The organism is Kitasatospora sp. NPDC058406 (assembly GCF_042722765.1).
Taxonomy (GTDB): domain Bacteria; phylum Actinomycetota; class Actinomycetes; order Streptomycetales; family Streptomycetaceae; genus Kitasatospora.
The window spans coordinates 1-22,493 of the sequence record NZ_JBHXKE010000006.1; the positions used below are offsets into that span (position 1 = coordinate 1).

The following is a 22,493-nucleotide window of genomic DNA, read 5'->3' on the forward strand; positions in this document are numbered from 1 at the left end:
CCACCGGGTGGCGGCCTTCTTGCCGTGCGCTGCCGCCGGGCGGCGCCCGCCGCGTGTGCCCTGTCCGGTCGCCGGTCGCCGGTCGCCGGTCGCCGGTCGCCGGTCGCCGTCGCCGGTCGCCGGTCGTGGCGGTCGTGGCGGTCGGGTGGGTCGGGTCGGTCGCTCGGCTCGCTCAGCTCGTTCCGCCGGAGCGGTCGGGACAGGTGTCGGAGTGGTCGCACGGGTTGGCCCAGCCGCCGGGCGGCAGGGTGGCCAGCCGCTCGATCCGTTCGCGGTCCGCCGGCCCGTCCGGCGTGTAGACCACCACGAACGTCTCGGGCACCCCCGGGATCGTCAGGTAGGTCGCGTTCAGCCGCAGCACCCCCACGTCCGGGTGCCGGAAGACCTTCAACGACGTCCGCTGCGGCGCCACCTCCTGCCGGGCCCACAGCTCCCGGAAGTCCTCGCTCACCGCGGCCAGCGCCCGCACGTGGTTCTCCCAGACCGGCTCGCCGACATGCTTGCCGTACGCGTTGCGCAGCACCGCGACCATCTGCGGCAGCGCCTCCTCCCGGTTCAGGAAGGGGTTGCAGCACGTGGGGCTGGTCACCGTGCACCAGAGGCTGTTGAACCAGCCCTCGTCCGTCCGTGCCCGGCTCGCCGCGAACAGCGCCTCGTACGGTCCGTTCCAGGCCAGCACGTCGAACCGGGTGTTGGAGACGGCGGCGGGGAGCGGCACCAGCGCGTCCAGGATCACCTGGGTCGACGGGTCCAGGATGGGCGGCTCCGGTTGCGCCGGCGGACGCACCGCTACCTCGGCCAGCCGGAGCAGGTGCTCGCGCTCGGTCGCGTCCAGCCGCAGTGCCCGCGCCACCGCGGTCACCACCTGCTCGCTGGCGTTGATCGGACGCCCCTGCTCCAGCCACGTGTACCAGGTCACCCCGACGCCGGCGAGCTGTGCGACCTCCTCCCGGCGCAGCCCCGGCGTGCGGCGGCGCAGCCCCGGCGGCAGGCCGACCTCCTCGGGGGCCACCCGGGCCCGGCAGGCCCGCAGGTACCGGGCGAGCTCGGACCGGCGGCGGCCCCGGCGGCCGGGCGCGGCGCCGCCGGCGGTGGAGGTGGGAGGAGTGGTGGGGCGTTCGGTCGTGAGCCCGGCGGCGCCGCGGTCGTCCAGGACGGTCATACCCGCCATCGTGCCGCAGCCCGCCCGGGCCGGACAGGGTGCTGCCAGTACCAGGATCAGCAGGCTCTAACCACCGGTACCGGCGCTCGGTGACGCTCGGTCCATGACGGATCTCCAGACCCGGCGCGGCCCGTCCGGCGCCGCCCCACCCGCCGACCCGCTCGGCGCCCCACCCGCCGCAGCGCCGGGCACCCGGCCCGGGCTGCTCCTCGCGCTCGTGCTCTGCGGCCAGTTCACGGCCGTCCTCGACACCGCCGTCGTCAACGTCGCGGTGCCGACCATCCGCACTGACCTGGGCGCCTCCGGCGCCGCCCTCCAGTTCGTCGTGGCCGGTTACACCGTCGCCTACGCGGTCCTCCTGATCACCGGTGCCCGGCTGGGCGCCCGGTACGGCTACAGCCGGCTCTTCCAGCACGGCCTGGCCCTCTTCACCGCCGCCTCGCTGGCCTGCGGGCTCGCCCCCTCCACCGGCTGGCTGATCGCGTTCCGGCTGCTCCAGGGCGCCGGCGCGGCCCTGATGGTGCCCCAGGTGATGAGCCTGGTGCAGCGGACCTTCACCGGACCGGCCCGGACCAGGGCGCTCGGGCTCTACGCGGCCGTGCTGGCCGGGGGCGTGGCGGCCGGTCAGGTGCTCGGCGGGATCCTCGTCAACGCCGATCTGTTCGGTTCGGGCTGGCGCCCCGTGTTCCTGGTCAACGTGCCGATCGGGCTGCTGCTCCTCGCGGCCGGTGCCCGGCTGCTGCCCGACCTGCCCGGGGACCGCGACCGCGGCTTCGACGTCCCCGGCCTGGTCGTGCTGGCCGCAGCCCTCGGCCTGCTGGTGGTGCCGCTGGTGCTCGGCCACGAACTGGGCTGGCCCGCCTGGGGCTGGGCGATGCTCGGCGCCGGCACCGCCCTGGTCGTCGTGTTCGTGGTGGTCGAACGGCGGATCGCGCGGCGCGGCGGGCAGCCGCTCATCTCCGGCCGGGTCCTCGGAGCGGCCGGTCTGCTTCCGGCGGCCGGCGCCCTGTTCATGATCATGGCGGCCTTCGCGGGCTTCATGTTCGCCTTCGCCCTGCACCAGCAGACCGGACTCCACTACAGCGCGCTGCACGCCGGACTCTGCTCGGCGCCGATCGCGGTCGGCTTCGGCGTCGCGAGCCTGCACTGGCAGCGGCTGCCCCGTCGGCTGCACGGCGCCCTGCCGGTCCTCGGCACCGCGCTCCTCGCCCCCGGCTACGTGCTGCTCGGTCTGATGCTGGGCGGTGGTACCGGGGTCGGTGCGGGCGCGCTGCTGCTGACCGCCGTGCTGGGGCTGGTCGCGGGCTGTTCCTACGCGCCGCTGTTCGCCCGGGCGCTCGGCCGGGTCGCCCCGGCGGACGCGGCGGATGCCAGCGGGGTGATGGTCACGACCATCCAGCTCGGCCAGGTCGCCGGGGTGGCGCTGCTCGGCTCGGTGTTCCTCGGCTCGGTCGACGTGCCGGCACCCGCCCGGGACTCCGGGTACGCCCTACTCGTCACCACGGTCGTGGCCGGCGTGGGAGCGGCGCTCGCGGCCTTCTTCGCGGTGCGGGTCCGGCGGGCGTCGGCCGAGTAGCGCGCCCGGTCGCGCGCCCACCGCGTGCTCACCGCACGGGCCGGCCGCGCGGTGGGCCGGCGCGGTTGCCCTGCGCCGTGGACCCGTGCGGCGGGCCTGCGCGGTGAGCCCGGAGAACGGATTCGTGGAGCACCCCTCCGACCGTGTAAAGTAGGCGATGTCGCCGAGGGAAACGGAACGAAACCCCCGGTGACACTGCAAGTCAAGGGGCTGTAGCTCAGTTGGTAGAGCGCTTGCATGGCATGCAAGAGGTCCGGGGTTCAATTCCCCGTAGCTCCACAGAAGTCGAAGGCCGCCTCCCGGATCGGGAGGCGGCCTTCGGCGTTCTCCGGGGTCGGGGTCGCCGGATGGGGCCGCCGGGCGGGGCCGGGCCGGCGCGGGGCGACCGCGGCTTTTCGCAACGCCGGGGCGTGCGGCCCCGGCGGACCGCTACCGTCGGAGCCATGGCGGATCTGGAGCGCAGACGCAACGAGGAACTCGCCCGGATACTGCACCAGCTCGGCTGGAACCCGGAGCGGCTGGCCCGCGAGGTCAACCTCGCGCTGCCGGCGCGGCTGGCGATCAGCTCCACCGCCCCCTACAAGTGGCGCGACCGCGGCATGGTCCCGCGCAGTCCGCACGACCAGGCCGTCTGTGAGGTACTCAGCCGCACCCTCGGTATCGCCGTCACCTACGAGCAGCTCTGGGGCCGGATGGGCGGCCACCGGGGCGCCAAGATCCTCTCCCCGCGGCTGCTCACCGACCCGTGGACGGCCGACACCGCGCAGACCGCGCTGCGTGAGGCGGCCACCGATGCCGGACCGGTCCGCCTGGCCGACCTCTTCCGCGACTCGGACCTCGCCGAGGCGGCCCGCCGGCTGACCACCCCGCCGCCGCCCGTCGCCGGCGGTGACGGCGTGCTGCGCATCGCTCCCGGCCTGGTCGGTGAACTCGACCTCGGGTACCGCAGCAAGCTCCGGTTGGAACGCTCCTGCGGCGGCGGACTCGTCCTCGGACCGGCGCGTGCCGAACTGGCCATGGTCGCCAAGCTGTTGGAGCTCGGCGCCTACGACGAACCGCTCGGCCGGGCCCTGTACGGCGCGGCCAGCCGACTGGCCGGGCTGGCCGGCTGGGCGGCCTACGACCTCGGCCACGAGGCCGCCGCCCAGCGGGCGTTCGCGGCCGCGCTGCGGGCTGCGCACGTGAGCGGCGAGCACGGACAGGGGGTGGCGGTGGTGGGCGGCCTGGTGGTGCTGGCCACCCAGGGGGCGGGCGGACGCGGGCCGGACGTGGTCACCGTGCTGGCGGAGGCGGTGGCGGCGGCCGGGGACGCGCTCGGTCCGGCCGACCGGGCGCTCCAGTTCGGACGGATCGCGCGCGCGTACGGACGGCGGGGCCACGGGGACGCCCTGGCCGAGGCCGCGGAGCGGGCCTTCACGGAGCTGGGCGCGGTCGGGGTGGGCACCGCCGCCGGTGCGGGACGGGCGGTCGCCGGGGGCGCCGAGGCGGACGGGTACGGCGGGGGTGACGGGCTCGGCGGAGGTGACGGGGTCGGCCCAGGTGAGGTGCGGGCCGATCTGGCGGGCATGGTGGGGGAGGGGTACCTCTTCCTGGGCGACCACCGGCGTGCCCAGGCCCTGCTGGCCGAGGCGGTGGCGGGCCTCGGGCCCGACCGGGCGCGGGCCCGGGCCCTCCTCATGGTCAGGCTGGCCGACTCCCGGCGCCGCACGGGTGACACGGCTTCGGCGATCGCCACGGCGGACGAGGCCCGGGCGCTGGCCGCAGGGATGCAGTCGGAGCGGGTCGCGCGGGCGCTGCGCGACATCGACGCGGCGTTCCGGGCGGCGACAGTGACGGTGCCGTCCTCGGCGGCGACCGCCGATCCGGCGGAGACGGCGACGGAGGCGGCTGCGGCCTCGGCAGATGTTCCGGGGGTGGCGGAGGTGCCAGGGCCGCGTGACGGTGGTGCGGTCGGCGGTACTGCCGCGGGCGCCCGTACCGGAACCACCCGTGGGGGTGCGGAGGAGACCGCCGGAACCGCCGTCGCGGTCTGAAGCGCAGTCCTGAAGCGCAGTCCCGAACCGCAGTCCTGAAGCGCTGTCCCGACCGGCGTCCGACCGCCCGCCGGGCCGCCGTCCGAAACGTGGGCCCGATCGGCGTCCGGAGCACCGCCCGGAGTAACGCCCGGGCCGTCCGTCCGGAATACCCGCCCGGGCCGCTGCCGCGGGCGCTGCGGATCCACCGGCGGGAACGGCCGGGAGGGGTCTGACCCCCTTGCGGTACCCTGAGCCCATGCGAACCGTGCGCCTGCTCCTTAGCCGGCCGCGCTGACCAGGACCGGCCGCGCCCTCGGGCGGAGCCGGAGTCGGCGTGGCGTCCCCTCCTGCGAGGGGCTTTTTTGTTTTCCGCCCGGGTGTTCGCCCGGTCTCCGCCCGGGTTTCCCGGCCCGGGCGCCGTTCGCCGCAGCCGGCCCGGCGCGCCGGTTCGCCAACTGACATCGATGGAGCTTGAAGGACCATGAGCGAGACGACCCCTGCGTCCGGCGCGGCCGAGACCGCGACCGAGCCGTTCCGGTACAGCGCCGCCCTGGCGGCGGAGATCGAGTCCCGCTGGCAGGACATCTGGGAGAAGGAGGGGACGTTCCACGCCCCCAACCCGGCCGGTGACCTGGCCGACCCGGCAGCCGGTGACGTCGCCGCGAAGCCGCACAGCTTCATCATGGACATGTTCCCCTACCCGTCGGGCGCGGGCCTGCACGTCGGCCACCCGCTGGGCTACATCGCCACCGACGTCTTCGCCCGCTACCAGCGGATGACCGGCCACAACGTGCTGCACACCCTGGGCTACGACGCGTTCGGCCTGCCCGCCGAGCAGTACGCGGTGCAGACCGGCACCCACCCGCGGATCTCCACCGAAGCCAACATCGCCAACATGCGCCAGCAGCTGCGCCGGCTGGGCCTGGGCCACGACCCGCGCCGCTCGATCTCCACGATCGACCCGGAGTACTACCGCTGGACGCAGTGGATCTTCCTGCAGATCTTCAACTCCTGGTACGACGCGCAGGCCGGCAAGGCCCGCCCGATCACCGAGCTGATCGCCCGCTTCGAGGACGGCTCGCGCGAGGTACCGGGCGGCCGGGCCTGGGCGTCGCTGAGCGCCGCCGAGCGCGACGAGGTGCTGGGCGAGTACCGGCTGGCCTACGCCAAGGAGGTGCCGGTCAACTGGTGCCCCGGCCTGGGCACCGTGCTGGCCAACGAGGAGGTCACCGCGGACGGCCGCTCCGAGCGCGGCAACTTCCCGGTGTTCAAGTCCAACCTGCGCCAGTGGATGATGCGGATCACCGCCTACTCGGACCGGCTGATCTCGGACCTGGACCTGCTGGACTGGCCCGAGGCCATCAAGCTGCAGCAGCGCAACTGGATCGGACGCTCCGAGGGCGCCCGGGTCGACTTCGCCGTCGACACGCCGACCGGTGACGCCGAGAAGATCACCGTCTTCACCACCCGTCCCGACACCCTGTTCGGCGCCACCTACATGGTGCTGGCCCCCGAGCACGACCTGGTCGACGCGATCGTGCCGGCGTCCTGGCCGGAGGGCACCCGGGAGGAGTGGACCGGCGCCGCCGCCACCCCCGCCGAGGCCGTCGCCGCCTACCGCGCCGCGGCAGCCGCCAAGTCCGACGTCGAGCGCCAGGTCGAGGCCAAGGTCAAGACCGGCGTCTTCACGGGCTCCTACGCCGTCAACCCGGTCAGCGGCGAGCCCGTACCGGTGTTCATCGCCGACTACGTGCTGATGGGCTACGGCACGGGCGCCATCATGGCCGTCCCCGCCCACGACCACCGCGACTTCGCCTTCGCGCGGGCCTTCGAACTGCCGATGCGCTGCGTCGTCGAGCCGACCGACGGCCGCAGCGAGGACCCGCACGACTGGGACGACGCGTTCGACACCTACGACTCCGTCATCGTCAACTCGGCGCACGCGGACGGGACCGAGGACGGCATCTCGCTGAACGGCCTGGGCGTCGTCGACGCCAAGGCCGCCGTCACCGCCTGGCTGGCCGGGCGCGGCATCGGCGAGGGCACCGTCAACTACCGCCTGCGCGACTGGCTGTTCAGCCGCCAGCGGTACTGGGGCGAGCCCTTCCCGATCGTCTACGACGAGGACGGCGTCATGCACGCGCTGCCCGAGTCGATGCTGCCCGTCGAGGTCCCCGAGGTCGACGACTACTCGCCGCACACCTACGACCCCTTCGACGCCACCTCCTCGCCGAAGACCCCGCTGTCCCGCAACGAGGACTGGGTCAACGTCGAGCTGGACCTGGGCGACGGCGTCAGGAAGTACCGCCGCGAGACCAACACCATGCCCAACTGGGCCGGTTCCTGCTGGTACGAGCTGCGCTACGTCGACCCGACGAACGGCGCAGACGTCGTCGACCCGGCCAACGAGCGGTACTGGCTGGGCCCCACCGAGCAGAAGCCGGGCGGCGGCGCCGACCTGTACGTCGGCGGTGCCGAGCACGCCGTGCTGCACCTGCTGTACGCCCGCTTCTGGCACAAGGTGCTGCACGACCTGGGCCACGTCTCGTCCGTCGAGCCGTTCCACAAGCTGTTCAACCAGGGCATGATCACCGCCGACGTCTACCGTGACGAGCGCGGCTTCCCGGTGCCCGCCACCGAGGTGGAGGAGCGCGACGGCGCCTACTCCTGGCAGGGCGAGCCGGTCAAGCGCGAGGCCGGCAAGATGGGCAAGTCCCTGAAGAACGCCGTCGCCCCGGACGAGATCGCCGACGAGTACGGCGCGGACACGCTGCGCCTGTACGAGATGTCGATGGGCCCGCTGGACGTCTCCCGTCCCTGGGACACCCGCGCGGTCGTCGGCTCGTACCGCTTCCTGCAGCGGCTGTGGCGCAACGTCGTCTCCGAGACGACCGGTGAGCTGGTCGTCGTGGACGAGCCGGCCGACGAGCCGACCCTGCGCGCGCTGCACAAGGCCATCGACGGCATCCGCGGCGACATGGCCGGGCTGCGGTTCAACACGGCCGTCGCCAAGGCGATCGAGCTGAACAACTTCCTGGTGAAGCGCGGTTCGACGCCGCGCGAGGTGGCCGACCAGCTGGTGCTGATGGTCGCCCCGCTGGCCCCGCACATCGCCGAGGAGCTGTGGCGCCGGCTGGGCCACGTCGAGTCGCTGGCCCACACCGACTACCCGGTCGCGGACCCGGCGTTCGTGGTCGACGAGTCGGTGACCTGCGTCGTGCAGGTCAAGGGCAAGGTCAAGGCCCGGCTGGAGGTCGCGCCCTCGATCTCGGACGCCGAGCTGGAGGCGCTGGCGCTGGCCGACCCGGCGGTCGTCGCGGCGATCGGCGGGGCCCAGGTGCGCAAGGTGATCGCACGGGCGCCGAAGCTGGTCAACATCGTCACCGGCTGACGTCGGTCGGCCACGCCCGGTCGGCCTCGGCCGGCGGACCTCGCCGACCGGGTGACGCCGACCGGCGTGAGGACGTTCGGACGGCGAGCTGTGGGCGGGTGTCCCTTCGGGGGCGCCCGCCCCGCGGCGTTCCGGGGCCGGCCCCGCCGGGCGCGCGCAGGCAGAGCGGGTATGGGCAGAGCGGGTGTGGGCAGAGCGAGTACGGGCAGAGCGGGTATGGGCAGAACGGGGGCCGGAGCGGCCGGGTGCTCTCGGGGTGATCCCGGATCTGTCCCTGATCTCGGGCCCGCCGGGCCCGATCGGTCTCCTCCCCGGCGAGTACGGGGGCTACGGTGGAACCCTCGGTGGTCCGGCCCGCGTTGGGACCGGTGGGGGCCGGTTCGGCTGGCGGAAGGTGGCTCGTGATGGACGTGCTCGGCGTGATGGTCGGACTGGCCCTGCTGTTCGGGCTCGTGGTGGCTGCGCTCGTCGTGGTCGGCGTGGTGAAGGCGGCCCGCGCGGTCGGCGAGAAGATGGAACGCCAGGAGGCCAAAGCCCGGCGTGCGGTGGAGAACGTCACGCTCAAGGCCAAGACCTACACCCAGACCGGCCCGCAGGGCCAGATCTCCGCCGTCCGGCTGGGCTTGCGGACCTCCCTGAGCGGCACCCGGCAGGTCCTGGAGGGCGGCCTCACCCAGGACGGCCAGCTCACCGAGTCGCTCGCGCTGCTGGCCCGGCTGGACACCCACGCGGCCGAGCTGGACGGCGAGCTGCGGACGCTGGAGCGCGAGCCCGACGTCGGCCGGATCGCGGCGAAGCTGCCCGAGCTGCGGGAGCGGGCCGAGCGGATCACCCACTCCGCGGAGACGATGCGCTGGGCCGCCCAGGACCGGATGCACCGGTTCGCGGACGACGAGCTGGGCCGGTTGAGCCAGGAGTGCGAGAACGAGGCGGGGGCGCTGCGCCACTGGGACGCTGCTGCGGGCGCTGCGGGTGCGGGTGCTGCGGGTGCTGCCAGCGGGGCGCGTTCGGGCGCGGCGAGCGGCGGGGCGGCCGGTGCGGGCGCCGCGCGTGAGGCCGCGCGGGACGGGGCGGCCCGGAACGCGCTGCCGGACGGAACGAGCGGTCGGCCGAGCGCGGAGGAGCTGCTGGGTCTCTCCGACCCGCTGGCCAAGCTGGCGCACCGGCTGCGGAAGCCTACGGCCGGTCCCTCGGCGAGCTGAGCAGGGCGTCCGGGCGCTGTCGCCCGGGCCATGCGGGGGGTAACCTCCGCCTCATGCCCGCCGACCTCGCGCTTGTCACCGATTCCACGGCCTACCTGCCCCAGGAAGCGGTCGACAGGCACAGCATCACGGTGGTCCCGCTGAGCGTCGCGGTCGGTGACGACGTGTTCGCGGAGGGGGTCGAGATCTCTCCCAAGGACGTCGCCGAGGCGTTGCGGGGCAAACACCGGGTGACCACCTCACGGCCCAGCCCGGAGTCGTTCGCGGCCGCCTACCGGTCGGCCGCCGAGAACGGCGCGCAGGGGATCGTCTCGGTGCACATCTCCGGCGAGCTCTCGGGGACGGCGGAGGCGGCCCGGCTGGCCGCCGCGGAGTCGCCCGTCCCGGTCCGGGTGGTGGACAGCCGACTGGTCGGCATGGCGCTCGGGTACGGGGTGCTCGCGGCTGCCGAGGCGATCGCGGCCGGGCGCGGCCTGGACGAGGCCGCGGAGGCCGCCACCCGGCGGACGGCCGTGAGCAGCGGTTTCTTCTACGTCGACACGCTGGAGTACCTGCGCCGGGGCGGCCGGATCGGTGCCGCTCGGGCGCTGCTCGGTTCGGCGCTGGCGGTCAAGCCGCTGCTGCACCTGGACGGGGGGCGGATCGAACCCCTGGAGAAGGTCCGGACGGCGTCCCGCGCGATCGCCCGGCTGGAGGAGATCGCGGTCGATCGGGCGGGGGAGCAGGAGGTCGACATCGCGGTCCACCACCTGGCCGCGGAGGACCGGGCCGAGCCGCTCGCGGAGCGGCTGCGCGGGCGGGTACCGGGGCTGCGCGACCTGTACGTGGGTGAGGTCGGTGCGGTGATCGGTGCGCACGTCGGACCGGGGCTGCTGGCGGTGGTGGTCTCACCCCGGTGAGTCGTGGTGGGCTCCGGTGAACCTCGGTGGGCCCGGTGGGCCCGGCGCGGGTGGCTCCGTCCGGCTCCCGTGAGTCGCGGCCAGGGGGTTGCTGCGAACGGGCCGGTGGCGGAACGCTTCGTAGGCTCGGGGGCCCGTGGAGCCGGCGTACCGTCAATGCGCACATGGTCAACTACCCCCTGTGGGTGACATCTTCTTTCCACAGCCCCCCGGTTTTCCACAGGGCATCGGCAATTTCCGCGCGACTCCGCAGCGACTCCTACCGTGCTCCGCATGACGAGCATGCGCATCGGCGCGACAAGGCGCCGCCGGATTCAGCACATCACCGAGACCGCGGGGTTGCGGATGGCGGCACTGCTGCCGGCCGCCGAGGAGCTGCCCGAAGAGCTGTCGGTGTACGAGAAGCCCGCTGCCCGGGCGCAGGCGGCGGAGCGCGCCGGAGCCTCCCCGGCCGGTGGGCCGCCGAGCGGCGGGCCCCTGCACGCCGGCCTCTTCGCCGGCGACCTTCCCATCGGTGACTTTCCTGCGGGTGGCTCCCTGGCCGGTGGTGAACCGGCCGGGACCGGGCCGCCCCGCGGGCGACCGGACGCGGCACCCGTTCCACCGCCCGGTGTGCCGCCCGTCGGGCCGCCCGACGGGCCGGGCGAACCCCCGTCCGACAGCCTGCCGACCGGGCCGCCCGGCGGGAGCCCGGCCGTCGTACCGGCGGGCGCGTACCCGTGGGCGGGCGCGGCCCACGCCCTCGACCGGCGGGCGGTGGCGGGACTGCTCGTCCTGCTGCTGCTCGCCGTGGGCTACGGAGTCCAGCACTTCTGGCTGGCCAGGCCGCAATCCGTCGACGTGCCGACGGTGGCGGTCGCCTCGGTGGGGCCCGGCACCCCGCTGTCGGGCCTGGCCGGTCCCGAGGCCGGTGGCGGCCCCGGGACGGGCGCTGCGGACAGCGGCACCGCCGCGGGCGCGGGCGCGTCCGCCCCGGTGGTGGTCGACATCGGCGGCCGGGTCCACTCGCCGGGGCTGCACACCCTGCCCGGCGGTTCCCGGGTCGCGGACGCCCTGCGCGCGGCCGGCGGCCCGCTGCCGGGGACGGACACCAGGAACCTCAACCTGGCCCGCGTACTGACGGACGGTGAGCAGATCCTCGTCGGCGAACCCGGCCTCCAGCCGGCCGCCGGTGCGGCGACCGGGCCACCGCCGGCCGGTGCGCCGAAGCAGCCCGTCAGTTTGAACCGCGCCACCCTCGAACAGCTCGACACCCTCCCCGGCGTCGGTCCGACCCTGGCCCAGCGGATCATCGCCTTCCGCACTTCGCACGGCGGCGCGTTCCGTTCGATCGACCAGCTCCGGCAGGTGAGTGGCATCGGGGAGCGGACCTATACGGAGATCAAACCGCTGCTCACCCTCTGACGACCGGCCGGACCGCTCCCACCGGCGGCTCCCGTACCCACCCCTGCCCGGAAGGAGGTGCCGTCATCGCCACCACCGCCCTCACCCCCGTCACGAGGAAGAGCCCGACACCGACCACGACGCGGCCGAGCGACTTCCGCCTGCTCCTGCCCGCCGTCTCCGCCTGGGCGGTCTCGGCTGCGGCCCTCGGGATGGGGCCCGGTCACGGGGCGGTTCTTCTCCCGGCCGCAGGGGCGGCCGGACTCCTCGGGCTCGTCCTGCTCGTCCGCCCCCCGGGCACCGGCAGCCGCCGTTCCGCCGCCGTGACACTGGCAGCCCTGCTGCTCACCGGGGCCGCTGCCGCGGGCGCCACCTTCCTCCACACCGCCGACCTGCACCGGGGCCCGCTGCCCGAGCTGGCCCGCGCCGCCCTTCCCGCCCCGGACGTCGACGTCGAACTGACCGTCACCGGCGATCCCCACGTACACGCCTCACGGACCGGGGGGTCCGGCACCGGACAACGTCTGCTCACCGTGGACGCGGTCGTGGACCGGGTCGCCATCCCGGACGGCCTCCTCCCCGGCCCGGGCCCGCACACGGTCCGTACCCGCACACCGGTCACGGTGATGGTCCGAGGGGACGGGGCGGACACCTGGGAGCGCCTGCTGCCCTCGACCGAACTGGCCGTCGCGGCGACGGTCCGCCCGGCGGGGGAGCAGGACGACGCGTCGGCGGCACTCCTGATCGTGCACGGCGAGCCGCGACAGCTCGCGCCGCCGAACGTCGCGCAACGCATCGCCGGCCGCCTGCGGTCCGGGTTGCGCGCGGCGACCGACCACCTCCCGCCGGACGCGCGAGGGCTCCTGCCCGGTCTGGTGGTGGGGGACACCTCGCGCCTGCCCGACGAGCTCCGGGAGGCGTTCCGGAGCACCGACCTGGCCCACCTGGTCGCCGTCAGCGGAGCGAACCTCGCGATCGTGCTCGGCGTACTGCTGGGCGCGCCGGGCCGGGCCGGAACCGCCGAACGGCGCGGCCTGGCCGCCCTGTTCGGGATCCCGCTACGCACCAGCGCGCTGCTCGGAGCCGTTGTCACGCTGGCCTTCGTCACGATCTGCCGTCCGGAACCCAGCGTGCTCAGGGCGGCGGGGACAGGACTGCTCGGACTGCTGGCGCTGGCCACCGGCCGCCCCCGCCAGGCGGTGCCGGCCCTGGCGGGCACCGCCCTGCTCCTGGTCCTCCTCGACCCGTACCTGGCTCGCTCCTTCGGCTTCCTACTGTCGGTGCTCGCCACCACCGGACTGCTGGTTCTCGGCCCGCACTGGGCGGACGCCCTGCGGGCCCGTGGCTGGCCGGACCGCCTCGCGGGTGCCGTCGGGGCGACGGCTGCGGCCCAGGCGCTCTGCGGGCCGGTGACGGTGCTGCTCTCCGGGCACGTCAGCCTGGTCGGTGTCCCGTGCAACCTGCTGGCCGAGCTGGCGGTGGCCCCGGCGACCCTGCTCGGGTTCACTGTCCTCGCGGTCGATCCGCTCTCCCCGGCGCTGGCCAGGCTGCTGGCCGAACCGGCCGCGGTGCCGGCCGGCTGGCTGGCCGCGGTGGCCAGGCACGGAGCCGAGCTTCCGGGGGCCCGGTTGTCCTGGTCGGGCGGCCTCGTCGGCACGGCCACGCTCGCCGTGGGGACGGTCGCGTTCTGCTGGACGGTTCCGCTGCTGCTGCCCCGCCGCGCCGGCCCGGGGGGACGGCGAGCGCCGCGCGGCAGGCTCCGGCCGGTGGTGACGGGCGTGCTCCTGCTGGCCCTGCTCGCCGTGCTGTTCCGGCCACCCCTGCTCGCCAGGGTCGCGACCGGCTGGCCGCCCCCGGGCTGGCGGCTGGTCATGTGCGACGTCGGGCAGGGGGACATGCTGGTGCTGCCCGTCGTCGGGGAGGGCCACGACCCGCCGGACAGTGCCGTGGTGGTGGACGCCGGGCCGGATCCCCGGACGGCCGACCGGTGCCTGCGCGACCTCGGGATCACCCGGGTGCCGCTGATCCTGGCGACCCACTTCCATGCCGATCACGTCGAGGGGTTGCCCGGCGTGCTGCGGGGCCGACGGGTCGGGGCGTTGGAGGGGACGGTGCTGGACGACCCGCCGGGCGAGGCCGCCAGGGTGGCGGCGTGGGCGGCGGCGGCCGGGGTGCCGCTGATGCGGGCGGGGCGCGGGGAGCGACGCTCGGCGGGGTCGGAGGTGTCGTGGGAGGTGCTGTGGCCGGACGGAGCGGAGCCGCTGGTGGCCTCAGGCGCGAACAACGCGAGCGTCGCGGTGCTGGTGACGTTGGCGGGCGGGTTGCGGCTGGCCCTGCTGGGCGATCTGGAGCCGCCGGCGCAGGAGGCGCTGCTGAGCCGGCTCAGTGCGGCCGGTGGCCGTGCGCGGGTGGACGTGCTGAAGGTGGCCCACCACGGCTCGGCCCATCAGGACTGGTCCCTGACTGCGGCGTTGAGCCCTCGGCTGGCGTTGATCTCCTGTGGTGCGGGCAATCCGTACGGCCACCCGTCGCCTCGGACGGTGGACCGGTTGCGCGCGTTGGGGGCCACGGTGCTGCGGACGGACCGCGTCGGTGACATCGCGGTGACGGGGGACTCCCCGGCCCGCCTCGGAGCCGTCGTCCACGCGCAGGGTCCGCACGCGGCCCCGGGGCGGCGCGCCCCGCCGGGGTGATCCCCCGGAGCTCCGCCCTCCTCCCAACCCCGAGCAGGGCTGCGGGCCAGGGGAGCGGGCCAGGGGCCAGGGAGGAGGTGGGGAGGGGGTGGGGGTGGGGGGGGTGGGGGGAGGGAAGCCCGGGGAGCACGTTGTTGTTCGCGATCGCCTCGCACAGGAAGTCGGACCCGCCGACTTCCTGTGCGAGGCCACCGGTGGAGGCCGTCCGCGAGGGGCAGCGGCGGTCAGCCCTGCTCCCGCCAGCCCTCGTGAGTGGCGGCGAGGGCGTCGAGGGCGCGGAGGCGGTCCGGGGTCCAGCCGGAGTCCGGAGGCTCCAGGACCACCAGCCACTGGGCGTCCTCGGCGTCGTCCTCGCCGGCGAGAGCGTCGCGGACGATTTCAAGTTCGCCGAGGTCGGGGTGGTCGAAGCCGAGCTCCTCCGCGGCCTCCTCGGCGGCATCGCGGTCGGGCAGGACGAGCAGTTGCCGGGCGCCGGGGTCGAAGCCGCCGGGCTGGTCGGTGGTGGGATCTTCGGTCACCGGGCCATTGTCCCGTGAGCGGCGGACGGGTGGGCCAGCGGTGTCCGTACCCCGTGGGATGCTGGTAGGCGATGGCCAGGAAGAGTGCACCCGACGACCTGCTCGCCCCGCTGACCCTCGCGGTCGGCCAGGAGGAGCTGCTGCTGGATCGCGCGGTCGCCCAGGTGGTGGCCGCGGCGAAGGCGGCGGACCCGGACACCGACGTGCGGGATCTCGCGCCAGGGAGCCTCCAGCCCGGCAGCCTGGCCGAGCTCACCACGCCCTCGTTGTTCGCCGAGCGCAAGGTGATCGTGGTCAGGGCCGCGCAGGACCTCTCCGCCGACTCCGTGAAGGAGGTCAAGGCGTACATCGAGGCCCCCGCCGAAGAAGTGATCATCGTCTTGGTCCACGCGGGTGGCGCCAAGGGCAAGGGTCTGTTGGACGCAGGGCGGAAGGCAGGAGGCCGGGAGGTCGCCTGTGCCAAGCTGGCCAAGGCGAACGAGCGGCTGGCGTTCGTCAAAGGCGAGTTCCGGACGCTCGGACGCTCGGCGACGCCGGAGGCCTGCCAGGCCCTGCTGGACGCGCTCGGCAGTGATCTGCGTGAACTGGCGGCCGCGTGCAGCCAGCTGACCTCGGACGTCGAGGGCACGATCGACGAGACCGTGGTGGCCCGCTACTACAGCGGCCGGGCCGAGGCGACCGGCTTCGAGGTGGCGGACCTCGCGGTCACCGGTCGGGCCGCCGAGGCGCTGGAGCGGCTGCGCTGGGCGCTCGCCGTGGGGCAGCCGCCGACCGGTATCACCTACGCGCTGGCGTCAGGTGTGCGGAGTATCGGGCGGCTGGCGACGACCGGACGGAACATGCGTCCGGCGGACCTCGCACGCGAGCTGGGAATGCCGCCCTGGAAGGTCGACCGGGTGCGGCAGCAGATGCGCGGCTGGACCGGTGACGCCGTGGCCGTGGCGCTGACCGCGATCGCGCAGGCGGACGCCGCCGTCAAGGGCGGCTCCGACGACCCGGCCTTCGCACTGGAGCGGGCGGTGGTCGCCGTGGCCAGGGCCGCCCGGGCAGGCTCCCGCCCGTCGTACTGACCACGTCCACCGGGGGATGCTCGTAGGGCTCGTAGGGCCCGGGGGCCAGGACGGCCGGAGAGGGACGGCCGGGCCGCTCGGCCAACGCGGGCGCCCCGGCCTCCGGGACGGACACACCGGCCGCCGCCCCGGCGCCCCTCCCGGTTACTTGCCGCCGATGGCCTTGAGCATGTCGCGGGTGTCGTCGAGGATGGTCCGCCGGACGGTCTCGCGGTCCAGTGTGTGGTTCTTGCCGACCTGGTAGTTGTCGGTCCAGTAGAACGAGTACGTCATACCGCCGTCGCGGACCTGTAGGTAGTAGTTGATGTCGTGCAGACTCTTGTCGGAGCTGGTCGGCTCGTCCCCGTAGGCGAAGTAGGCCTCTTCGCCGAGGTTCGGCACGTCGGTGATCTCGTACTTCTGCTGCTCGAAGTAGTGCCGGGTGGCGGCGAACTCGGGTGAGGAGTCGACGGCCTTGTGCAGCTCGACACGGATGTCGAGGGTGGCGTAGTCCGGGGTGTCGCTGTCGCTGACCGTCCGCTTCACCAGGGCGTAGCACCGCATGATGTCCATGGACTCGCTGCGCCCGGTGTGCTCCAGCGGATAGTTGTCCACCATCTTGTACTTCTGCCGGAACCCGGTGAGCTTGCCCGCCTCGCAGATCTTGTCGACGGGGTGGTAGCCGCGGAGGCTCTGCGCCGAGGAGCCGCCGTCCACGAGGCTGGGCACGACGGCGACGGCGCCGGCCCAGGCGGCCGAGGCGATGATCGCACCGACGAACGCCCAGATCGCGTTCCGGCGCAGGTTCCCGCCCTTCCGGTCGCCCGCGGCACCGGCTGCGCCGCCGGGCACGGTGGGGGTCCCGGGCGGGGTGGGTGCGCCGGGCGAGCTCGGCAGCCCGGGCGGCGGACCGAAGCCGGGAGGGCCGCCCGGTGCGGGGACCGTCGGCGGTGACGAGGGCGGTGGCTGCTGCGGGAAGCCGGCGAAGCCCGACCCGCTCTGTGGCGGCGGCGGTGGCGGTGGCGGCGGTGGTGTCCCCAATGTGAGCCCCCCTTGGGCCTGCGACGAAGGTGCCGGAACCAGACCTTATCGGTCGGGCCGCGGGACGCGACAGGAGTCGCAGCGGCCCCGCCCGACCGCTGTCACCGGGCTCCGAAAACGACTGCTGCCCGCCCGGTGTGTACCGGGCGGGCAGCAGTGGAAGGGCCTAGGAACCGGCACTTCTGGTGGCGCTCTGTGCACCGCACCCGCGTGGCGAACGCAGGCCGCGTGCGGTGCGAGTCGTTCTGTGCTCCTCGGGCGTCCGGGTAGAGGGCCGGTGCGTCCCGAGGGGAGGGGCCGTCGATGCGGCCCCGAGGGCGTCAGGCCTGGACGGCGGTGTTGACGCGCTTGGTGATGGCCGACTTCTTGTTGGCGGCCTGGTTGGCGTGGATGACGCCCTTGCTCACGGCCTTGTCGAGCGCCTTGGAGGCGGCGCGGGCCAGCTCGGCGGCCTTCTCGGTCTCGCCGGCGGCAGCGGCCTCACGGGCCTTGCGCAGAGCGGTCTTCAGCGAGGACTTGACGGCCTTGTTGCGCAGGCGCGCCTTCTCGTTGGTCTTGTTGCGCTTGATCTGGGACTTGATGTTCGCCACGAAGGAGCCTCAGTCTTGTCTGGAATGAAACGGTTGGAACGGGCTGCACCGCGCGGCCGCCGGACCAGCTGAGAGGGCATGCCGGGGCCAGGTGCAGCGGCCAACGCTACCAGGGGCGCACCGTCCGCCCCAAACCGGGCGGCGGTCCGTACGGCGGTCCGGTCCGGTTCCGGGCGTGGTCTAGGCACGCAGGACCGGTTCGCCGTAGTGCTCCACCTCGGGGAACGGCCGGTAGTGGTGGTGCAGCGACTCGCGCCACCGCTGGTACTCGGCGGAGCGGCGGAACCCCTCGGTGTGGTCCTCCAGTCTCTCCCACTCCACCTGCAGCAGGAACCGTGAGCCCCGCCCCTCGTCCAGGCAGCGGCGCAGTTCCAGTGAGCGGAAGCCGGGCTGGACGGAGATCAGCGGTCGGGCCTCGGCGAAGGCGGAGAGGAAGGCCTCCTCCTGGCCGGGCAGGACGTCGAGCAGTGCGCTTTCCAGGATCATGCGACGTCATCCTGCCCGGGCCCGGTCGCCCGGGGGAGAGTCGACGGCCGAGGTCCGCAGGAGAGGCCCGTGGAACGCGCCCGGCGGAGGCGTGGACCGTCCCCGGAGGCGCCCCGGAGGCGCCCCGGAGGCGCCCCGGCAGGGGCGAACCGGACGGCGGCGCGCGTCCTGCTCGCGGGAAGTGGGAGGATGGGAGGAACTATCTCGATCGGACGACCGTCCGGTCGCCCGGGAAGCCGGTCAGCGATGACCCGGACACCCCCGGCCCCCGGACCAACGGAGAATCGGACCAAGGTGCCCGCGACCCCCAGCAATGTGCCAGAGCCCAGCCGTACCGACCCGGCGCTGATCCGCAACTTCTGCATCATCGCCCACATCGACCACGGCAAGTCGACGCTCGCAGACCGGATGCTGCAGATCACCGGTGTGGTCGACCCGCGGCAGATGCGCGCCCAGTACCTCGACCGCATGGACATCGAGCGCGAGCGCGGCATCACGATCAAGTCGCAGGCCGTCCGTCTCCCGTGGGCGCCGAAGACCGGCGTCAACACCGGCAGCACGCACATCCTCAACATGATCGACACCCCGGGCCACGTGGACTTCACGTACGAGGTGTCCCGCTCCCTGGCGGCCTGTGAGGGCACCGTCCTGGTGGTGGACGCGGCCCAGGGCATCGAGGCGCAGACCCTCGCCAACCTGTACCTGGCGCTGGAGAACGACCTCACGATCATCCCGGTGCTCAACAAGATCGACCTGCCGGCCGCGCAGCCCGAGAAGTACGCGGCGGAGATCGCGCACATCATCGGGTGCGACCCGGGCGACGTGCTCAAGGTCAGCGCCAAGACCGGCCTCGGCGTCGAGGAGCTGCTGGACCACATCGTCGACAACATCCCGGCCCCGGTCGGCGTGAAGAACGCCCCCGCCCGCGCGATGATCTTCGACTCGGTCTACGACTCCTACCGCGGCGTGGTCACCTACGTCCGTGTCGTCGACGGCCAGCTCACCAAGCGTGAGCGGATCGCGATGATGTCGACCGGCGCGACGCACGAGCTGTTGGAGATCGGCGTCATCTCGCCGGAGCCGAAGGTCGCGGACGGCCTCGGCGTCGGTGAGGTGGGCTACATCATCACCGGCGTGAAGGACGTCCGGCAGTCCAAGGTCGGTGACACGATCACCTCGATGCACAAGGGTGCGACCGAGGCGCTGGGCGGCTACAAGGACCCGCGCCCGATGGTGTTCTCCGGCCTCTACCCGCTGGACGGCTCGGACTACCCGCTGCTCCGCGACGCCCTGGACAAGCTGCGGCTGAACGACGCCGCGCTGGTCTACGAGCCGGAGACCTCGGTCGCGCTCGGCTTCGGCTACCGCTGCGGCTTCCTGGGCCTGCTGCACCTGGAGATCATCCGGGAGCGCCTGGAGCGCGAGTTCAACCTCGACCTGATCTCCACCGCCCCGAACGTGATCTACCGCGTGGTGATGGAGGACGGCACGGAGCACACCGTCACCAACCCGAGCGAGTTCCCGACCGGCAAGATCGCCGAGGTGTACGAGCCGGTCGTGCGCGGGACCATCCTGGCGCCGAACGAGTTCGTCGGCGCGATCATGGAGCTGTGCCAGTCCCGCCGCGGCAACCTGCAGGGCATGGACTACCTCTCCGAGGACCGTGTCGAGCTGCGCTACACGCTGCCGCTCGCGGAGATCGTCTTCGACTTCTTCGACTACCTGAAGTCCAAGACCCGCGGTTACGGCTCCTTCGACTACGAGCCGATCGGCGAGCAGTCGGCCGACCTGGTGAAGGTCGACATCCTGCTGCACGGTGACGCGGTGGACGCGTTCTCCGCGATCGTGCACAAGGACAAGGCCTACAACTACGGCGTGATGATGGCCGGCAAGCTGCAGAAGCTGATCCCGCGCCAGCAATTCGAGGTGCCGATCCAGGCCGCCATCGGCTCGCGCGTGATCGCCCGCGAGACGGTCCGGGCGATCCGCAAGGACGTCCTCGCGAAGTGCTACGGCGGTGACATCTCGCGTAAGCGCAAGCTGCTGGAGAAGCAGAAGGAAGGCAAGAAGCGGATGAAGATGGTCGGCCGGGTGGAGGTCCCGCAGGAGGCCTTCATCGCCGCGCTGTCGACGGACGCAGAGGCGCCGAAGGAGAAGAAGTAACGACGGTGCCGTCGAGGGGCCCGGGACGTGACGTCCCGGGCCCCTCGGGCGTTCCGGGGTGCTTCAGGTGCGGTTCGGTTCAGCGCAGCGACATGACCACGCCGTTGACGATGGCCGCCTTGATCAGCCGTCCGGTGAGGCCGGTGAGGACGGAGGTCCGCATCGAGTCGTCGCCGTGGATCAGCTGGACCATGCCCTCGCGCCGTCCGAGGCTCAGGCACTGCACGGCGTACCGGAACGCGAACGGCTTGTCGGTGCGTCCGGCGAGGACGTTGCCGAGGTAGCGGCCCATCGGCTGGGCGGTGGCGCAGCCCATCCGCAGGGTGCCGGTGCCGGGGACGGTGACCTCGGCGGCGTCGCCGATCACGTACACGTCGGGGTGCGAGACCGACCGCAGGTGGCCGTCGACGACGGCCCGGCCGGTCGGGCCGACGGTGAGGCCGGCCTCGGCGGCGAGCGGGTGCGGTTCCATGGCGGCGGCCCAGACGACGAGGTCGGCGGGGATCCGGCCGGCCGTGGTGGTGAGGCCCTCGGGGTCGACGGCGGTGACGGTGTGGTGCTCGTGGATCTCGGCGCCGAGTCCGCGGAGCACGGTGTGGACGTGGCGGCGGCCCTTGGCCGAGAACCAGCCGCCGACCTGGCCGGCGGCGACGATCCGGACCTTCCACCCGGGGTGGGCCTCGGCGAGTTCGGCGGCCAGTTCGATGCCGGTGGCGCCACCGCCGACCACGGCGAGGGTGCCGGGCCGTTCGGCGGTGCGCAGCCGTTCGGCCACCTCGCCGGCCCGCTCGACGCCGTAGGCGTGGTCGGCGGCGCCGGGGACGCCGTGCCAGGCGGTCCGGCTGCCGAGCGCGTAGACGAGGGTGTCGTAGGCGACGGCGTCGCCGTTGTCGAGGAAGACCTTGCGGGCGGTGAGGTCGAGCCGGGTGGCGCGGGCCGGGAGGTGCCGCACGCGGCGGCCGCGCAGGACCTCGGCGACGGCGGGCCGGTGTTCGGGGTGGCCGGCGGCGGTCTCGTGCTGGCGCACGCGGTGCAGGAAGCGGCTCTCGGGGGCGATCAGGGTCACGCGGTCGCGCTTGCCGGCCCGGGTCGCTGCGGTGAGACCCGCGTAGCCGGCGCCCAGTACGACGATCTGCTTCTCGGTCATGTCGTCCCGCTCCTTCGCGGCGCCCGGGGGCGCCCTCTCGCGGCGTCCCCGGGGTTGCCGGGAGCGCTTCTGCGCGTGTTCGAGAAGGGGACGACGCGGCCGGGCGGACTGTGACCGTGATCTGCGTCACGGGAAGGTCAGGAGGCTGCCACGTTCAGGTGGGCGAGCTTCTCCGGGTTGACGACGGTGTACGCCTCGGTGATCCGGCCGTCGGTGACGGTGAACGCGATCACGCCGCCGACCAGCCCGGGCTGCGGGTACCAGATCACCCCGGGCTCGCCGTTGACCAGCGCGAAGCCGAAGCTCCAGCCGGGTGCGAGGAACTTGGCGGCCAGGCCGCGGACGAGCCGGGAGACCTTGTCGGCGCCGAACACCGGGCGGGCGCCGGCGGTGACGATGCCGCCGCCGTCGGAGTGCCAGACCACGTCGGGGTCGAGGACGGCCAGCAGGCCCTCGATGTCGCCGCGGGCGGTGGCGGCGGCGAACGCCTCGACGGCCTGCCGGTGCTCGGCCGGGTCGGCGGTGGACCGGCGGCTGCCGGCCTTGACCCGGCGGCGGGCCCGGGAGGCCAGCTGGCGGGCGGCGTCGGGGGTGCGGTCCAGCGAGGCGGCGATCTCGTCGAAGCCGACGGCGAAGACGTCGTGCAATACGAACGCGGCGCGCTCGGCCGGGGTGAGCTGTTCCATGACGGCGAGCAGCGCCATCGAGACGGACTCGCCGAGTTCGGCGACCTCGGCGGGGGAGGCGGGGGCGTCCTGGTACGAGACGGCCGGTTCGGGCAGCCACTCGCCGAAGTAGGCCTCCCGGCGGGCGCGGGCGGAGCCGAGCTGGTCGTAGCAGAGGCGGGTGACGACCGTGGTGAGGAAGGCGCGGGGGTCGGCGACGGCGGAGCGGTCGACCGAGCGCCAGCGAAGCCAGGCTTCCTGGAGGACGTCCTCGGCGTCGGTGAACGAGCCCAGCAGCCGGTAGGCGACCGACCCGAGGTAGCGCCGGTTCACCTCGAAGGGGTCGGACGGCGGTTGGTCGGGCCCGGTGGCCGGGGCGTGCACGGTCGCGGTCGACGGGTCGTCACTCACGGGCCCTACCGTAGCGCCGGTCGTCGCGATCATGAAGACCCGACCGGGGCGGGAAACGCCGGCCCGGCCGTCCGGACGCGCGGCCACCGGGTCAGCCCGGAC

16 protein-coding genes and 1 tRNA gene are annotated in these 22,493 nt (G+C 73.9%); 10 read left to right on the top strand and 7 right to left on the bottom strand.

The window, feature by feature from the left end:
• Window positions 1-172: 172 nt before the first annotated feature.
• Window positions 173-1,162 carry a helix-turn-helix transcriptional regulator gene (locus tag ACFWOG_RS02385; protein WP_380353923.1) on the bottom strand — a complete coding sequence of 330 codons (990 nt, stop codon included), beginning with the start codon at window positions 1,160-1,162 and terminating at the stop codon, window positions 173-175.
• Window positions 1,163-1,265: 103 nt separating this feature from the next.
• Between ACFWOG_RS02385 and ACFWOG_RS02390 the strand changes: the two genes are divergently transcribed.
• The 8 genes from ACFWOG_RS02390 (at window position 1,266) to ACFWOG_RS02425 (ending at window position 14,321) form a co-directional block, all read left to right on the top strand.
• On the top strand, window positions 1,266-2,738 hold the full coding sequence (locus ACFWOG_RS02390; RefSeq protein WP_380353926.1) for an MFS transporter: 1,473 nt from the start codon (window positions 1,266-1,268) through the stop codon (window positions 2,736-2,738).
• A 206-nt stretch (window positions 2,739-2,944) separates the two neighbouring features.
• Window positions 2,945-3,017: transfer RNA gene (locus ACFWOG_RS02395), tRNA-Ala, on the top strand.
• A gap of 164 nt (window positions 3,018-3,181) precedes the next feature.
• Complete coding sequence (locus ACFWOG_RS02400) at window positions 3,182-4,771, top strand: hypothetical protein (protein ID WP_380353928.1); 1,590 nt, start codon at window positions 3,182-3,184, stop codon at window positions 4,769-4,771.
• A gap of 463 nt (window positions 4,772-5,234) precedes the next feature.
• On the top strand, window positions 5,235-8,144 hold the full coding sequence (gene leuS / locus ACFWOG_RS02405; protein ID WP_380353931.1) for a leucine--tRNA ligase: 2,910 nt from the start codon (window positions 5,235-5,237) through the stop codon (window positions 8,142-8,144).
• 404 nt (window positions 8,145-8,548) lie between these two features.
• A complete protein-coding gene (locus ACFWOG_RS02410) occupies window positions 8,549-9,346 on the top strand; it encodes a hypothetical protein (protein ID WP_380353934.1) in 798 nt (265 codons plus the stop codon).
• A 53-nt stretch (window positions 9,347-9,399) separates the two neighbouring features.
• Window positions 9,400-10,245, top strand: a complete 846-nt coding sequence (locus tag ACFWOG_RS02415; RefSeq protein ID WP_380353935.1) for a DegV family protein — start codon at window positions 9,400-9,402, stop codon at window positions 10,243-10,245.
• Window positions 10,246-10,518: 273 nt separating this feature from the next.
• On the top strand, window positions 10,519-11,649 hold the full coding sequence (locus tag ACFWOG_RS02420) for a helix-hairpin-helix domain-containing protein (RefSeq protein WP_380353938.1): 1,131 nt from the start codon (window positions 10,519-10,521) through the stop codon (window positions 11,647-11,649).
• Window positions 11,650-11,951: 302 nt separating this feature from the next.
• Window positions 11,952-14,321: a ComEC/Rec2 family competence protein gene (locus ACFWOG_RS02425; RefSeq protein WP_380353941.1), complete on the top strand. Its 2,370-nt coding sequence runs from the start codon at window positions 11,952-11,954 to the stop codon at window positions 14,319-14,321.
• Between the two features lie 224 nt (window positions 14,322-14,545).
• Here ACFWOG_RS02425 and ACFWOG_RS02430 read toward each other — a convergent pair whose 3' ends face one another.
• Complete coding sequence (locus tag ACFWOG_RS02430; RefSeq protein WP_329885164.1) at window positions 14,546-14,839, bottom strand: hypothetical protein; 294 nt, start codon at window positions 14,837-14,839, stop codon at window positions 14,546-14,548.
• Window positions 14,840-14,910: 71 nt separating this feature from the next.
• Here ACFWOG_RS02430 and holA point away from each other — a divergent pair, with 71 nt between their 5' ends.
• Entirely contained in the window at window positions 14,911-15,909 is a 999-nt protein-coding gene (gene holA, locus ACFWOG_RS02435) for a DNA polymerase III subunit delta (RefSeq protein ID WP_329951496.1), read from the top strand.
• Window positions 15,910-16,053: 144 nt separating this feature from the next.
• Here the strand turns inward: holA and ACFWOG_RS02440 are convergent, their stop codons facing one another.
• The 3 genes from ACFWOG_RS02440 to ACFWOG_RS02450 form a co-directional block, all read right to left on the bottom strand.
• Complete coding sequence (locus tag ACFWOG_RS02440; RefSeq protein WP_380353945.1) at window positions 16,054-16,740, bottom strand: hypothetical protein; 687 nt, start codon at window positions 16,738-16,740, stop codon at window positions 16,054-16,056.
• A gap of 509 nt (window positions 16,741-17,249) precedes the next feature.
• Entirely contained in the window at window positions 17,250-17,519 is a 270-nt protein-coding gene (rpsT, locus tag ACFWOG_RS02445) for a 30S ribosomal protein S20 (RefSeq protein WP_329885167.1), read from the bottom strand.
• A 180-nt stretch (window positions 17,520-17,699) separates the two neighbouring features.
• Window positions 17,700-18,005 carry an antibiotic biosynthesis monooxygenase gene (locus ACFWOG_RS02450; RefSeq protein WP_329951497.1) on the bottom strand — a complete coding sequence of 102 codons (306 nt, stop codon included), beginning with the start codon at window positions 18,003-18,005 and terminating at the stop codon, window positions 17,700-17,702.
• 294 nt (window positions 18,006-18,299) lie between these two features.
• Between ACFWOG_RS02450 and lepA the strand changes: the two genes are divergently transcribed.
• Window positions 18,300-20,168 (top strand): translation elongation factor 4, encoded by a 1,869-nt coding sequence (gene lepA, locus ACFWOG_RS02455; protein ID WP_329885169.1) that lies wholly within the window; start codon window positions 18,300-18,302, stop codon window positions 20,166-20,168.
• Between the two features lie 79 nt (window positions 20,169-20,247).
• Here lepA and ACFWOG_RS02460 read toward each other — a convergent pair whose 3' ends face one another.
• Window positions 20,248-21,315 (bottom strand): FAD-dependent oxidoreductase, encoded by a 1,068-nt coding sequence (locus ACFWOG_RS02460; protein ID WP_329951498.1) that lies wholly within the window; start codon window positions 21,313-21,315, stop codon window positions 20,248-20,250.
• Between the two features lie 137 nt (window positions 21,316-21,452).
• Window positions 21,453-22,391 (bottom strand): RNA polymerase sigma factor SigJ, encoded by a 939-nt coding sequence (sigJ, locus tag ACFWOG_RS02465; protein ID WP_380353949.1) that lies wholly within the window; start codon window positions 22,389-22,391, stop codon window positions 21,453-21,455.
• Window positions 22,392-22,493 lie beyond the last annotated feature (102 nt).